13 protein-coding genes are annotated in these 14985 nt (G+C 36.9%); 6 read left to right on the forward strand and 7 right to left on the reverse strand.

What is annotated here, in order from left to right; translation table 11 throughout:
- From CRO54_RS05405 to proS, 5 genes are all read right to left on the reverse strand, one after another.
- Complete coding sequence (locus CRO54_RS05405) at positions 1 to 510, reverse strand: YdeI/OmpD-associated family protein (protein ID WP_097129520.1); 510 nt, start codon at positions 508 to 510, stop codon at positions 1 to 3.
- A gap of 70 nt (positions 511 to 580) precedes the next feature.
- Positions 581 to 1441 (reverse strand): TIGR02757 family protein, encoded by an 861-nt coding sequence (locus CRO54_RS05410; protein WP_097129522.1) that lies wholly within the window; start codon positions 1439 to 1441, stop codon positions 581 to 583.
- A 26-nt stretch (positions 1442 to 1467) separates the two neighbouring features.
- Positions 1468 to 2610: a cystathionine gamma-synthase gene (locus tag CRO54_RS05415; RefSeq protein WP_097129937.1), complete on the reverse strand. Its 1143-nt coding sequence runs from the start codon at positions 2608 to 2610 to the stop codon at positions 1468 to 1470.
- Between the two features lie 152 nt (positions 2611 to 2762).
- The gene (locus CRO54_RS05420; protein ID WP_097129524.1) at positions 2763 to 3464 is read right to left on the reverse strand and encodes a hypothetical protein; all 702 of its coding nucleotides are present in this window, start codon (positions 3462 to 3464) and stop codon (positions 2763 to 2765) included.
- Positions 3465 to 3570: 106 nt separating this feature from the next.
- Positions 3571 to 5043: a proline--tRNA ligase gene (gene proS / locus CRO54_RS05425; protein WP_097129527.1), complete on the reverse strand. Its 1473-nt coding sequence runs from the start codon at positions 5041 to 5043 to the stop codon at positions 3571 to 3573.
- Positions 5044 to 5149: 106 nt separating this feature from the next.
- On the opposite strand from proS, the gene CRO54_RS21130 reads away from it, so the two are divergent.
- Entirely contained in the window at positions 5150 to 6067 is a 918-nt protein-coding gene (locus CRO54_RS21130; protein ID WP_097129530.1) for a hypothetical protein, read from the forward strand.
- A 28-nt stretch (positions 6068 to 6095) separates the two neighbouring features.
- Entirely contained in the window at positions 6096 to 7478 is a 1383-nt protein-coding gene (locus CRO54_RS05435) for an OmpP1/FadL family transporter (protein ID WP_097129532.1), read from the forward strand.
- A 77-nt stretch (positions 7479 to 7555) separates the two neighbouring features.
- On the opposite strand, the gene CRO54_RS05440 is transcribed toward CRO54_RS05435, so the two are convergent.
- Both CRO54_RS05440 and CRO54_RS05445 read right to left on the reverse strand, forming a co-directional pair.
- Positions 7556 to 9382, reverse strand: coding sequence for a UbiD family decarboxylase (locus tag CRO54_RS05440; RefSeq protein WP_097129535.1), 1827 nt, complete (start codon positions 9380 to 9382; stop codon positions 7556 to 7558).
- 162 nt (positions 9383 to 9544) lie between these two features.
- On the reverse strand, positions 9545 to 10024 hold the full coding sequence (locus tag CRO54_RS05445; RefSeq protein ID WP_097129537.1) for a Dps family protein: 480 nt from the start codon (positions 10022 to 10024) through the stop codon (positions 9545 to 9547).
- Between the two features lie 165 nt (positions 10025 to 10189).
- On the opposite strand from CRO54_RS05445, the gene CRO54_RS05450 reads away from it, so the two are divergent.
- The 4 genes from CRO54_RS05450 to CRO54_RS05465 all read left to right on the forward strand — a co-directional run bounded on the left by CRO54_RS05450 (position 10190) and on the right by CRO54_RS05465 (position 14665).
- Complete coding sequence (locus tag CRO54_RS05450; protein ID WP_097129539.1) at positions 10190 to 11527, forward strand: LysM peptidoglycan-binding domain-containing protein; 1338 nt, start codon at positions 10190 to 10192, stop codon at positions 11525 to 11527.
- On the forward strand, positions 11517 to 12158 hold the full coding sequence (locus CRO54_RS05455; protein WP_097129541.1) for a uridine kinase family protein: 642 nt from the start codon (positions 11517 to 11519) through the stop codon (positions 12156 to 12158). Before CRO54_RS05450 ends, CRO54_RS05455 begins: the two co-directional genes overlap by 11 nt.
- Positions 12159 to 12332: 174 nt before the next feature.
- Positions 12333 to 13823: an MFS transporter gene (locus CRO54_RS05460; protein WP_097129543.1), complete on the forward strand. Its 1491-nt coding sequence runs from the start codon at positions 12333 to 12335 to the stop codon at positions 13821 to 13823.
- Between the two features lie 5 nt (positions 13824 to 13828).
- Positions 13829 to 14665, forward strand: coding sequence for an HAD-IIA family hydrolase (locus CRO54_RS05465; protein WP_097129545.1), 837 nt, complete (start codon positions 13829 to 13831; stop codon positions 14663 to 14665).
- Positions 14666 to 14985: the final 320 nt, after the last annotated feature.

Consider the following 14985-nt stretch of genomic DNA (forward strand, 5'->3'; position numbering starts at 1 on the left):
CTACTTTTCCTTTTTATTACTTCTCAGCATCAATCCAAAATCTTGCTTTTTAGCCATCGCATCAACAATCATAATTAAACGCTTGGTTCTCGTAGCTTCTGTTTTTGCAGTATTTAACCAAACAATAAAATAATTTTGATGTGCTTTAGTATAGGATAGAAAATGTTCTAACAGTCCATCTTCCTGGGCTAAACAAATCTCTAAATCTTCTGGCATTTCGATTTTAAAATCTACATCATGCTCCAAAGAAAGTGACACAGGATTTCCAGCTTCCTTTTTTAACTGCCTTCTAATTTTACCATCTAAGGGCAAGATGAAATCTCCGCCGCCCATGGGTAGCAAGCTTTTTCCACTAATTTTTAGATTATCGATCTGTCCGCACACCCGAAACCCTCTCTTATCATCTGGTTTAATTTGTCGAGCAATAGCTTCGGGCACAAAAACATAGCTCCAGCCAGTTTTCTCACCGTTACTATCAAACTTTTCTATTTCTGCATTGAAATTAACCATTTACTAAAGTTATAAGTTTTAGGTTATAAGTTGTATGTTTTCGCAATCATCAAAACAAACAAGAAAACAACTATAATTCCCCTTCAACCCCTAAACCGAATAAGGCAAAATCATATTTTACGGGGTCTTCTGTATCAAATTCTTTTAATCTAGATGTAAGTTCTACAGCAGTTAGCCAATCGGTCTGCCTACGTTCAATTAAACCGAAATGTCTAGCTACACGATCCACATGCACGTCGCAAGGACAAACTAAATCCGCTGGGCGAATGGTATTCCAAATACCAAAATCAACACCACAATCATCCTTCCTTACCATCCAACGGAGAAACATATTGAGGCGTTTACAGGTAGATTTTTGAGTTGGCGAAGAAATATGTTTAATCGTTCTACGAGGAAAATCAGGTAAACTAAAGAAGTGAGAACGGAAATGGTTCAAAGCTTTTTCAATAGTAAAATCAGCAATAACTAAATCTGAAGTATAACAGGTGGAAGAAGTCAATTCGTATCCCGAAACTATTTCTTCCACACTTAAATATTCTGTTCTATAAGTTAAAGCCTGAGGAATAAAAGCAGTTTCTAAAGAATTAAATTGTTTATAATGTTGCTGAAAGAAAGCCACGAAATATAGTAAATCAGTATCGTTAAAAGTTCTATGCTTAAAACCTAGCAAGCCTTTCAAATCTTTATCTGAATGATGTAACATAAATTGGTAAGGCTGATTATCCATCCTCGCCAATAACTCATTACACTTACTGATTATCGTTTTACGTTGCCCCCAAGCTAAAATTGCCGCAAAAAAAGCGGCAATTTCGATATCTTGTTTTAAACTATACTGATGCGGAATACTAATTGGATCGTTCGCAATGAAATTAGGCTGGTTGTACTGTGCCACTTTTGCATCTAGAAAGTTTTTAAGATTATCAATTTTCATCATCGTATTAGCTAATAGCAAATAAGCTAATTTGATAACGCTTGTTCCAAGTCCGCTAATAAATCATCAATATCCTCTACCCCTACACTAAAACGTAATAAGTTATCGGTTACACCAACTTTTTCACGTTCTTCTTTAGGAATTGAACCGTGTGTCATGCTTACAGGATGATTTACCAAACTTTCTACACCACCTAAAGATTCAGCTAAAGAGAATACCTTAAATCTTGAGGCTATGCGAAAAGTCTCTTGCAAATCTGCATCTTTTAAAGTGACTGAGACCATACCTCCGAAACCACGCATTTGCTTTTTAGCCACATCATGATTAGGATGATCTTCGAAGCCTGGCCAATAAATTTTATCAATCTTAGAATGATTTCTTAAGAAATGAGCTACTTTCTCTCCGTTTTCGCAGTGCGCTTTCATACGCAGGTGCAAAGTTTTAATTCCTCTCAACACTAAGAAAGCATCTTGAGGACCTGGCGTTGCACCACAAGCATTATAAACGAAGAACAAATCTTTGTATAACTGTTCATCGTTAGTCAACAAAGCGCCCATTACCACATCAGAATGACCCCCGATATATTTTGTAACCGAATGCATTACTATATCAGCGCCTAAATCAATTGGATTTTGCAGATATGGCGATGCAAAAGTATTATCAACGGTTAAAAGGATATTGTTAGCTTTTGTAATTTTAGCAACACCTTCAATATCAATAATACGCATCGTCGGATTAGTTGGTGTTTCTATCCACACCAATTTAGTTTTTTCATTGATATACGGCGTAATATTCTCAGGATTAGATAAATCTAGAAAATGAAATTTGATACCGTAGTTTTGATAGATTTTGGTGAAAATGCGATAAGAACCGCCATATAAATCGTTACCAGTGATTACTTCATCGCCAGGCTTTAACAGCCTTAACAAACAGTCTGTAGCGCCCATACCACTACTAAAAGCTAAACCATATTTACAGTTTTCCAATGCTGCTAGACAATCCTCTAACGCTTTACGAGTTGGGTTGGTACCTCTAGAATACTCGTAACCTTTATGGTCGCCTGGAGAGGCTTGCCAATAAGTTGAAGTTTGATAAATTGGCGTCATAATAGCGCCAGTTGTTGGGTCTGGCTCCTGACCTGCATGTATAGCTTTAGTTGCAAATTTCATTGTTATATTATTTAATAACCACATAGAAACATAGATCTTACTACATGGTTTAGTGATTAATTATACTCTCGTTTGCGTAAAAATAAGGAGTTGAAATATATAATCGTTTGATTTCTCCTTATTCTTCGTCGAAATGACGGTGCAGTGAGATTTTATAAATTATTATTCTGTTGTACTTCTGATTTAAATAAATAACCAAGCCTTTTTCCTGTTGGATAACCACTTGCGGCTAAGGTTGTCTGCTTTTGATGCAAAGTAATATCTTTAACAGAAGCATAAGGCGGAAGTAGTAAATCAGTATCTATGCAATCTAAAATCGCTAACTCAAAAATATGCGTCAAAACTTCCTCACTTATTTCCTCTTCACTAAAGGATTCGTACAAAAAGCCTAATTGCCCTTCGCCTTCTACAATAAAACGTTTTTCCTTGTTAATTAATATGCGAGCTACCAAAGTTCCTTCATCTGCCAAGCGATTATATTTTACAGAATCCGCCAAGAAATTATGGATATAGATTACGCCACAATAACTTAAATTGGGATTTGATTTGATGTAAGTTGACGAATAGATACGATGTCCTTCCTCGAAATTAAAAATGTTACTATGCATGGATAGCAGTAACATATCTCCAGAAAACTTAAGTTCTGCTTCAAATTGATGCGTGTCTTTGTAGGACACCTCAACAGAAGGATTATTTACGGTATAATCCTGATGTAACCGCGACGCCAATTTCGACAAAGCTTTTTTCGCTGCTGCAAAAACATCAACCGTATTTCTGTAGATTTCCTGTTTTAAAGAAGCCTTGTTGTCAAGTTTATTTAATATGAGTTGATAGTTATCGGTTTGTTTTTCCATAATACTTTTAGTCACGTCATTGCGAGACACGAAGCAATCTTACAACGACTTACATTGATTTGCTTATCTCATTAAGATTGCTTCGTGCCTCGCAATGACGAATTGGCTAATAAGCTCTTGCGAACAACACTCTTTGTTTAGATGGATTTCCTGTTAGGATACAAACTCCGTCTTCTAACTTATTATCCAAAGGAATACATCTAATTGTAGCTTTAGTTTCTTCCTTGATACGTTTTTCTGTCTCTACAGTACCGTCCCAATGCGCAGCAATAAAACCAGTTTTAGTTTCTAGCAAATCTTTAAATTCTTCGTATGAATTAGCTTCTGTGATGTGTTCATTTCTAAAATTCAACGCTTTATCATAGATGTTTTGTTGAATTTGTGCCAATAATTGGAAAATATGCTCTGCCAATCCTTCCTGGGGAACGGTGAATTTTTCTTTAGTATCTCTACGAGCCAATTCTACAGTACCATTTTCCATATCTCTAGCGCCAATAGCTAAACGAATAGGCACACCTTTTAATTCGTATTCCGCAAATTTAAATCCTGGACGTTGACTGTCTCTATCGTCGTATTTTACAGAAATGCCATATCCTTTTAATCTTGGAATTAATTCATCAACAAACGATGAAATCTTTTGCAATTCTTCATCACCTTTATGAATTGGCACAATTACCACTTGAATTGGGGCCAATTTTGGAGGAAGTACTAAACCACTATCATCACTGTGTGCCATAATTAGCGCCCCCATTAAACGCGTAGAAACACCCCATGAACTTGCCCAAACATGCTCTTGTTTACCTTCTTTGCTTGTAAACTTCACATCAAATGCTTTTGCAAAATTTTGCCCCAAAAAGTGAGAAGTTCCTGCCTGTAAAGCCTTACCATCTTGCATTAACGCTTCAATACAATAAGTATCTAATGCACCTGCAAAACGTTCTGTTTCTGTTTTTCTACCTTTTACCACAGGAACGCCCATCCAGTTTTCCGCAAAATCTGCGTAAACATCTAGCATTTTCTCTGTTTCCTCTATAGCTTCTTCCGCAGTTGCATGAGCTGTATGACCTTCTTGCCATAAAAACTCGGTAGTACGTAAAAACAAACGAGTTCTCATTTCCCAGCGCACCACATTTGCCCATTGGTTAATCAATAGAGGTAAATCACGATAAGATTGAATCCAACCTTTGTAAGTATTCCAAATGATGGTTTCTGAGGTTGGACGAACAATTAGTTCCTCTTCCAATTTTGCATCCTCATCCACGATGATATTGCCATTCCCGTCATTTTTCAAACGATAATGTGTCACAACGGCACACTCTGTTGCAAACCCATCTACGTGGGCAGCTTCCTTAGAAAAATAAGATTTGGGGATAAACAAAGGGAAGTAAGCATTGCTATGACCTGTTTCTTTAAATTTATGGTCTAAAACCGCTTGCATTTTCTCCCAGATAGAATATCCATACGGCTTGATAACCATACAACCCTTCACTGATGAATGCTCTGCCAAATCGGCTTTTATAACAATGTCGTTATACCATTGCGAATAATCTTCACTTTTACTCGTAATACCTTTGCTCATAACTTATTTGGAACGTTTTTTGTGTTAAATTTCTTGTATTGATGGCTACAAAGCTATAAATTTATAGTCACAATTTAATTAGCACACAAATTAAAACCTAAATACAATGAGAGTCAATCATTTTTTAACCAGTACACTTGCGGCAGCCGCCATGTTGGTTGCCTCATGCTCTACACAAAAGATGGCGCAAAATAATACCGCCGACGATGTGTATAACACTACTGCTCAAGCTAGGGTTTATAAATATTCACCCCCAGTTCAAACTGCGCAGATAGACACCAGTCGCTATGATGCAAATTATAGAGCTAGTGATGAAAGCTACGATATGGATTATGCTTCTAGAATTGACAGGTTCTATTATGGCAGTCCGAATAGAGTATATTTCGACGATTATTATAATGTTTACGGGTACAACTCTTGGTACAATCCTTACGACTGGTCTCTAGGCTTTAATTATGGCTGGGGCTTCAATCGTTGGCATAACCCTTATTCTTCATGGGCTTTTTACGGTAGTCCGTATTATTGGAATACTTGGGGTCCTTACTCTTACTGGGGCGGAGGCCTTGGTTGGGGTGGCGGTTTCGGCGGAGGATACTGGGGCGGTGGCTATTGGGGTGGCGGAGGCTGGGGAGGCAACGTCATTGTAAGAAATGATAATTACCGTCCGAGACCTACACGTGGCAGTTATGGAAATAGCGGTTCTAATGGGATTTACAATGGTAGACCGGTTGGGAGTAGAGGCAATGTATCAAATGGAGTTAACAGACCAACAAGAGCGGAGAACTATAACCCTGCTACCAATGGAATGTCTAGACCAGATAGATCTTCTGGTTCAAGCAATTCAGGCAGACCTACCAGAACTACTGAAAGTAGACCATCAACAAGGGAGAATAATGCTCCTTCTAGACCAAGTTACAGTCCGCCGCCGTCAAATAATGGTGGTAGCAGCAGTAGCGGTAGAGGAAGTAGCGGTAGCAGCGGAGGAGGAAGTAGTCGTCCAACACGTGGAGGCGGTAGAGGTTAATTAATTTCCCAATATTTAAAACATACAAATGAAAAAATATATCGTAATGTTCGTTGTAGCTTTAGCTGCTACGAATTATGCTAATGCACAAAATACGGATCCTGTACCTGTGCGCCTTCCAAATTATGCTGGAGACGCACTTAGATTTTCACAAACTAATTATGGCAGCTCTGCTAGATTCAAAGGAATGGGGAATGCACAAATTGGTGTTGGAGGTGACATTAGCTCTTTAGGAGGCAATCCTGCTGGGTTAGGTTTATTTACTAGATCCGAATTTGTTTTTACTCCAGAATTCAACGGAACTCAGGTAGATGCAAAATATCTTGGAAATAACACTTCGTCTAATAAAAGCCAAGTCAACATCAATCAATTAGGAGTAGTTTTTCATATGCCTACCTATAGGTCAAATGGACAAGACGCTAAAAAAGGCGTTGTCAGCGCTTCAGTAGGTTTAGGTTATACTCGTAATAGTGATTATGGCCTTGAGGCAAATTTTTCTGGTCAAAACAATACGAGTTCAGTATATAACATGTTCTATGAGGAAAATGCAGGTACTTTAGGAAATACTCAGTTTGGAAATGTCGTACGATCAGGTTCAGTTTCTGAATTTAATATTGCTGGAGCAATCAATATTTCTAACGAGATCTACATTGGCGCAAATCTAGGCTTAGTCAGCGTAAACATGGATAATGACATGAGTCTTAACGAAAATGGAACTTCGGGTACTGGAACATATGCTGTTGATTATTTTCAAAATCAAAGTGTGAAGGGTTCTGGCGTTAATGCTCGTTTGGGAGTGCTTTTTAGACCAACGAGTGAATTCAGAATTGGTGTTAATTTACAAACACCAACTTGGTTCACTTTAGATGAAAGTTATTATGTGAGTAGTACAGATCGTGAAATTTTAGATGTCGAAATTTACGATTATACATATAACCTACGCACACCCTTAAAAGGTTCGTTGGGCGCAAGCTACGTATTTGGTAATAGAGCATTATTATCTGCTGATGTTGATTTTGTAGACTATACTAGCATTCGTGTTTCTAGTACAGATGGCGTTGGTATCCCTGAATTAAATGAAAGTAATAGAGATATTAAAGCTCTTTATAAAAGTGCTGTGAATTATCGTATTGGTGGTGAAGTAAAGGTAACTGATTTTGTAAGTTTGAGAGCTGGTTATGGAATTAACGGAAGTGCTTTTAAAGATGACAAAGACAACATCTTTCAAACGCAATTTTATGGCGGTGGCTTAGGTTATAGAAATAGAAACTACTATTTTGATTTAGCTTATCAAAGAGCTCAAACTCAAAGCACTTTCAGCCCGTATTTATTAGACGACTTCAATGAGCCAGTAGCAGAAGCTAAAAACAATAAAAACAATGTTTTCCTAACTTTCGGTATTAGATTTTAATATCAGAATAACATATTACAACAAAAAAAATCCCACGAACAACTCGTGGGATTTTTTTTGCTTTTAAGGAGTATAATCTAAATTACCCCATACAACGATCCATCCTTCTCCCCCATCTTATCTACTTTCTTTTCTACTTCAACATCTTTTATCAGTTCTGGTGCATGGTGAGGTTTCTTACGGGCATCGATAATTAATGAACCCTTACAACCCCAATGCTTATTTTCTGTAAATTCATTTACTCCATCTATATCTGTTGCGGGGTTACTTCTAGTGAAAGCTACCCAGACTAAGTTGTTGATATTTTCGGCAGTAAACGCTGCATCATCACAAACAACTACTAATGGAATTTGAGTTAAGTCGTTCGCTTTCAATTCTTCTTTAAGCGAAGCAATAGTTGCTTTTCCCTGTTCTCGATTTTGATATTCATCTAACTGAACCGCAAGTATACCATCGCTAGCCAAAGCATATTTAACTCCTAATCTAAAATCAACCGGTAAGCTCTTTAATAATTCTCGTTTCTTTTCTCCTGCTGCTGCAAAAACAACTTTAGAACCTGAATTCAGTCCATCACCAGAATAATCTAAGGTATCTATTGTCGTATTAGTATGGAAATGGACGTCTCGTTTCCAATCAATGCGTTCTAAAACATGGCTTAAAAAACGTTTAATATCATGCGTATTTAGCGTTTCATCATCTTCTTTAGCTGCGATGAATAGATACTTTGCTAAACTCAACTGGTTTTTCCCAAGGATATGATTACTGATGGTTAAAATCTCTTGAGGTTTTCTTTCTTTTAAATAAGGGGTATAACGTTCACTTCCAATAGCAAACAATAAAGGATGTACACCTGCAGCATCAACCGCATTTACTTCTTTTAGCCCGTGTATTTCTTGTGGAATAGCAGAGCCAGATATTTCATGAATCAATGCGCCAAAACTAGTGTCTTCCTGTGGAGGACGACCTACTACCGTAAATGACCACAACGCATCTTTTTTATGGTACACGTTATGAACCTTCATCAGTGGAAATGGATGAACCAAACTATAATAACCCAAGTGATCTCCAAAAGGCCCCTCAGGTTTGTTATCGTGAGGTTCTACTGTTCCAGTAATTACGAAATCAGCATCAGCAGAAATCACGAAATCTTCTTCATCCCTAAAATACCGAAATCTTCTATTTCCTAAAGCACCAGCAAAAGTAAGCTCAGACAATCCCTCTGGTAAAGGCATTACCGCTGCCAAAGGATGCGAAGGTGGACCACCAACGAAAATACTCACTTTCAGTGGCTGTCCTTTGGCATTGGCTTTAGTTTGATGCACGCCAATACCTCTATGAATTTGATAGTGAAGTCCGATTTCTTTGTCTTTGATATAATCGTTACCAGCTAACTGTATGCGATACATACCCAAATTACTATTCATTACACCCGGCTTATCAATATCTTCTGTAAAAACCTGCGGCATGGTAATGAAAGGCCCGCCGTCCATAGGCCAGTTTACAATTTGTGGAATGGCAGAAATGGTTGTTTTCTGGAAAGTCTGTTTAAATAAAGATTGCTTTAAAGGCAATGCTGTCAAAGCAGTTAATCCAGTTCCTATGTAATTAAGAGGTTTTTTTAAAGCTTTCATGGGATCAGAGCGAAGTTCAACTAACTCTTGAACTTTTGGCAAACTATCTCTAAACATAAATTTAGAGCGTTCTACAGTTCCAAATAAGTTTGAAACCGCTTGAAACGGACTACCTTTTACTTTCTCGAATAACAAAGCTGGCCCCTGCTTTTCATAGACACGAAGATGGATTGCAGCCATTTCTAAATATGGGTCTACTTCTTCCTTGATTCTAATTAGATGACCATGTTTTTCTAAATCTGCTACGCATTCGGCTAAACTTTTGTATCCCATGCCTCAAAGATAAAAGAATTTGACGATGTGAGAATGTGATGATTTGATAATGACGTAAATCATTAAAATGCCACAGATGCACAAATTAAATTTTAGATCTGTGCATCTGTGGCTTCAATAAAATCAGCTAATCATCACATTAACCAATTATAAAATTAGAATTTATTTTTTTCCTAAGAACGAACGTAACATCCAGATAGTTTTCTCTTTAAATTGCATAAAACGATTAACCATATCGTTAGAGCCATCATCCCCAGCTTTGTCTGTAGCCTCTAACAAATCACGTTCTAATTCTATTAATTTTGTCATATCTTCAAGCACAGCCTCTACCATTGCAGTATCTGCTAAGCCAATTGTGTCAATTTCTTTGATAGTAGATTCTTTGATATAATCTGCAAAACGACTATGAGGCGCTTTTCCTAACGTAAGTACACGTTCTGCAATTTCGTCGATAGTTAACTGAGCGTTGGTATAAAGTTCTTCAAACTTCAAATGAAGCGTGAAAAAGTTTTGTCCTTTAATATTCCAATGACAGCCTCTTAATTTTTGGTAGTGAATGTGGTAATTTGCTAAATATTCGTTCAACATATCAACCACTGGTTTTACTTGCTTTTCGCTTAAATTTATTTCTTTTGCTGACATAATTTTATGTTTTTGATTGTGTCAAATTAACAAAACTCGTTGTAATTAGTTTGAAGCTAATTGTAATTAAGTACAATAGAATAATAAATCTTACCGTTTAATTACATTGTTAGCTATACTATATATTATTCGTATAATTGTACCTCCAAAAATTCAGGAATTTAGATGTTAAAAAGATATATTTTAATCACCGCTCTTTTTGGTTCGGCGACGGCCTATGCCAATACCCCACTAGATTCTATCGGGGTAGAAAATAATAAGGGGAAAAAACTCATCCTCCATAAAGTAGACCCTAAAGAAACTTACTACTCTATATCAAGAAGATACAATGTAAGTACAAAAGAGTTACAAACCTATAATAATAACGCAAGCTTACAAATAGGCTCTATTGTTAAGGTGCCTACCGAAATTCCTTTCAAAGATAAACCCATCGGAAATTCTCCAAGCATTAGCGCTACTAATTTCTTTGATTACACTGTTTTAGCTAAAGATAATTTGAATTTAATAGCTGAAAAGTTTGCGACTACCACAGCAGAAATCAAGAAATTAAATAATTTAAATAGCAGTAATCTTCAGGTTGGGCAGGTTTTAAGAATTCCTTTTACCAAAGCAGATGGAGCTAATCCTAAAACTGCTAATCAGAAGCCTAATACTACAGTTCCAGTACAAACTGTTTCGACACCAATAACAACTTCTACGCCTAACGCAGTAACGGAACATACAGTTAAACCTAAAGAATACCTAGGTGTAATTGCTAAACAGTATGGAGTTACAGTTGAAGAGCTGAAAGAATTGAATGGCTTAAGCTCGAACAATTTGAGCATTGGACAGACACTAAAAATACCTGTAAAAGGCGAACAGCCAGCAGATAACGTTGTGACGACACCAATACCTAGCAAACCGGTAGAAACAAAAACAATCCCAGTTGCTAAGCCTTCAGTTTCAAAAACTGACCCATCTTTCGAGCATGTAGTAGCTACTGGAGAAACCATTTATTCAATTGCTCAGAAATATCAGTTGACAACCTATCAATTGAAAAACTTCAACAATCTTGCTTCAAATGATTTAACTGTTGGACAAAAATTGATTATCAAAGGAGAAAAACCTACAGCAGTTACTCCAACTGTAGCTACTAACAATGATGATGAACCTTCGGAGAGCCCAGAAACGTTAAAAAACCCAAACCTTAAAAGACCTGCAGCAGTGTACGGTTTAAACAAAATTGAGGAAAAAGGTACTGGAGTTTGGATTAGCGACCCAGATTTAGACCCCAACAAAATGCTGATTTTACATCGCACTGCTCCTGTGGGCACAATTATACAAATTACCAACCCAATGACTAATCGTTCTACCTTTGCAAAGGTGGTTGGCAAATTTACCGAAAATGAAACTACAAAGGACGTAATCATTGTAATGACTAAAGCTGTAGCTGATGCCGTTGGTGCATTAGATAAACGCTTTTTCTGTAACTTAATCTACGGACCAAAAGATAATGAAAAATAATAAGCCCGTAATTATCGGTATCGCTGGAGGAAGTGGCTCTGGCAAAACCTTTTTCTTGCATAGTTTTCTTCATCATTTTAAAACTGATGAAGTAACCTTGGTATCGCAAGATGACTATTATATTCCTGCTGGAGAAATGACGCAGGAAGAAAATAAACTATACAACTTTGACCTTCCAAGCACTATTGATGACCAACAGTTTTTACTAGATATCAAAAAATTGATTAGTGGAGAAACGGTTTATAAAAAAGAGTATAATTTTAACAATCCTTTAGCGGTAACTAAGATTTTAGAAATACACCCCGCTCCCATTATTATTGTTGAAGGGCTTTTCATTCTTCATTTCGAAGAAATTCATAAGCTAATTGATTATAAAATCTTTATTGAAGCGGATGAAAGTATCGCTCTTGAAAGAAGAATACAAAGAGATGGAATTGAGCGTGGCTACCCAGAAGATGATGTGCTATACAAATGGCATAATCATGTAATGCCAGCTTATAAAGAATATCTTCTACCTTATAAAGAAACTTGCCAGCACTTAGTGTACAACAACTCCAACGAAGCAGATGACATTATCAGGATTACAGAAGAAATGTCTGCAGAATTCAAAAGTAATTACTGTACTAGCTAAATTATTATTTTATAAAACTTCATATTTTGAGCGCCAATTGGCGCTTTTTTTATGAATCCCCCTTTCAATTATGTTAATCCAAAAGTTTCATAATGTTATTTTTAAACTTTTAATTTGTTTTATTATTTTAAAAATAGTTTATTTGGCAATTGAGATATAGAATTAATATCAAAAATGAACCAACAAACAAACAGCCAAGAAGAGCCAGCAAAAAAGCTATTTAAATATTGGCAAACGCGAACGATTGTAGTTACCATGATTGGTTACGCCTTATTCTACTTTGTGCGTAAGAACTTTTCTTTTGCTATTCCGGGCCTAACTGCGGAGTTTGGAATCACAAAAACAAGTTTCGGTATAATCATGACTTTGGTGACGATTGTGTATGGCGTATCAAGGTTTCTCAATGGCGTGCTTGCTGATAGAGTAAACGCTCGCTATCATATGTCTATTGGCCTTTTTTTATGTGCAGTTGCCAATTTTTCATTCGGTTGGGGCACAGACTTAAGTGCTTTATTTACCGGTGAAACTAGTGGACCCATGTTTACCAACACCATGGTACTTATATTCGGTATCATTCTAATTGTCAACAATCTAATTCAAGGAAGTGGTTTCCCGCCAGTAGCTCGTTTACTGACACATTGGATACCTCAAAATGAATTGGCTACAAAAATGTCGGTTTGGAATACGTCACATTCTATCGGCGCTGCCTTGGTTGCTATTCTTGCGGGCTACATTATGGGTTCTATGGGCACTAATATGAGCAATAACCCAGAAATAGTTGCCTCTATTGCGGCTAATTTAAAAGTAGATATGGCTGATACCGAAAAAATGCAAAGCGTAATCGAATCGGCTTCGCATTACGGTGCTTGGAAATGGTGTTTTTGGATTCCAGCTGCCATCGCCTTAGTTGGTTCTTTAGGATTATTTATTGGATTGAGAGATACACCTTCTTCTGTTGGGTTACCAGAACTTCATAAAACTCACAAAAAAGGCAAAGAATCGTCTGCAGAGTTTAGAGCATTTGTTAGCAAACATGTATATCGCAATAAATGGATTTGGATTTTAGGAATTGCTAATTTCTTCGTTTATGTAGTGCGTTTTGCTGTGTTGGATTGGGGACCAACTTTCCTTAAAGAAGCACATGGAATGACCTTAAGCAATGCTGGTTGGACAGTGGCTGTATTCGAGATTTTCGGAATCTTAGGAATGCTCGCAGCTGGCTGGTTAACAGATAAATATCTAGCTGGTAAAGCACATCGTACTTCACTTTATTGCATGATAGGTGTAGCGGTATTTATGACAATTTTTTTATACCTACCAAATGAAAGTCCCCAATGGGTGATGATTATAGTTTTAGCGATGTGTGGCTTCTTTATTTATGGTCCACAAGCACTTATAGGCATCGCGGCAGCCAACCAAGCCACCAATAGAGCTGCAGCTACCGCCAACGGTTTAACTGGTTTATTCGGTTATGCAAGCGGATTAGTTTCAGGTGTAGGTGTTGGATATATGGTAGATGTACTCAGCAAAACTCAACCAGGAAATGCATGGGATTATGTTTTCATGATGATGATAGGTATGGCGATACTATGTGTACTCATTTTTGCTCTAATGTGGAAAGCTAAGGCGCACGGATATGATGAATTAGAAACAAAAGTAGATTAATAAGAATGACAGTTACTCAAGATATTAAAGAACAATTAAAACATATTAAACATTTTGCTCTGGATATGGATGGCACCATTTACAACGGCAGTACACTATTTCCATTTACTAACGATTTTTTAAAGCAATTAAAGGCTCAAGGTATTGGGTATTCTTTCTTAACTAATAATCCATCTAAAAGTACCGAAGATTACCTACAGCACTTACAAGAAATGGGTATTTCGGCCACGAAGGAAGAAATGTATACTTCTGCCATGGCTACCATAAATCACCTCAAAAACCACCATCCAACTATTAAAAAGTTATTCATTTTGGGTACTCCAAGTATGATTAACGAGTTTGAAGATGCTGGTTTTATTTCTACAACAGAAAATGCCAATGACAAACCAGATGCACTCGTTGTAGGTTTTGACACTTCATTAATCTATTCTAGGCTGTGTAGGGCGGCTTACTGGGCTAGTCAGCAATTGCCTTATTTTGCTACTAATCCAGATTGGGTTTGCCCTACAGACCAGCCTAACATCCTAGTAGATTGTGGTTCTATTTGTGCTTGCATTGAAGGCGCTACCAAAAGACTACCAGATGTTGTTATTGGCAAACCAGATCCAGGAATGTTGGACGGAATTATTCATAAATACAATTTGAAACCCGATGAAATTGCGATGGTAGGCGATAGAATCTACACCGATGTACAAATGGCGAAAAATGCAGGAGCTTTGGGAGTTTTGGTTTTATCGGGCGAAGCTACAACTATAGACATACAACAATCTTTGATAAAGCCTGACATTGTTGCAAAAGATTTAGCAGAACTTCTAAAAATGATTCAGGAAGTAAAAGCTTAACATATCACAAATTATTTTAATTTTCGCAGACATATTTTAAAAATATGTCTGCGTTTTTTTTTATAATAAACTTAGCTCAAGGCTTATAAAAACATCATATTTTATTGCTACGGTTATTTCTTTCGAACTAACAAGGGTAACATTTTTCATTTCTTATTGATTAGCTATTAAACCTCGTCATCACTGGACGACAAGTTTAGAACAGAATGTTAAACGAAAAATAAGAAGTTATGAAAAGATTTTCACTTGCATTAATGTTACTAGGATTTACATATTAAATCTACGGTTAATGATGCCAGCAATAAAGCTAATAGCTGGGC

The sequence above is a fragment of the Pedobacter xixiisoli genome, from assembly GCF_900215335.1.
GTDB lineage: Bacteria > Bacteroidota > Bacteroidia > Sphingobacteriales > Sphingobacteriaceae > Pedobacter > Pedobacter xixiisoli.

Excerpts from the sequence above, each read along its gene's own strand:
- CRO54_RS05405 (WP_097129520.1), bottom strand. The coding sequence starts at position 510 with ATGGTTAATTTCAATGCAGAAATAGAAAAGTTTGATAGTAACGGTGAG.
- CRO54_RS05410 (WP_097129522.1), bottom strand. The coding sequence starts at position 1,441 with ATGAAAATTGATAATCTTAAAAACTTTCTAGATGCAAAAGTGGCACAG.
- CRO54_RS05415 (WP_097129937.1), bottom strand. The coding sequence starts at position 2,610 with ATGAAATTTGCAACTAAAGCTATACATGCAGGTCAGGAGCCAGACCCA.
- CRO54_RS05420 (WP_097129524.1), bottom strand. The coding sequence starts at position 3,464 with ATGGAAAAACAAACCGATAACTATCAACTCATATTAAATAAACTTGAC.
- proS (WP_097129527.1), bottom strand. The coding sequence starts at position 5,043 with ATGAGCAAAGGTATTACGAGTAAAAGTGAAGATTATTCGCAATGGTAT.
- CRO54_RS21130 (WP_097129530.1), top strand. The coding sequence starts at position 5,150 with ATGAGAGTCAATCATTTTTTAACCAGTACACTTGCGGCAGCCGCCATG.
- CRO54_RS05435 (WP_097129532.1), top strand. The coding sequence starts at position 6,096 with ATGAAAAAATATATCGTAATGTTCGTTGTAGCTTTAGCTGCTACGAAT.
- CRO54_RS05440 (WP_097129535.1), bottom strand. The coding sequence starts at position 9,382 with ATGGGATACAAAAGTTTAGCCGAATGCGTAGCAGATTTAGAAAAACAT.
- CRO54_RS05445 (WP_097129537.1), bottom strand. The coding sequence starts at position 10,024 with ATGTCAGCAAAAGAAATAAATTTAAGCGAAAAGCAAGTAAAACCAGTG.
- CRO54_RS05450 (WP_097129539.1), top strand. The coding sequence starts at position 10,190 with ATGTTAAAAAGATATATTTTAATCACCGCTCTTTTTGGTTCGGCGACG.
- CRO54_RS05455 (WP_097129541.1), top strand. The coding sequence starts at position 11,517 with ATGAAAAATAATAAGCCCGTAATTATCGGTATCGCTGGAGGAAGTGGC.
- CRO54_RS05460 (WP_097129543.1), top strand. The coding sequence starts at position 12,333 with ATGAACCAACAAACAAACAGCCAAGAAGAGCCAGCAAAAAAGCTATTT.
- CRO54_RS05465 (WP_097129545.1), top strand. The coding sequence starts at position 13,829 with ATGACAGTTACTCAAGATATTAAAGAACAATTAAAACATATTAAACAT.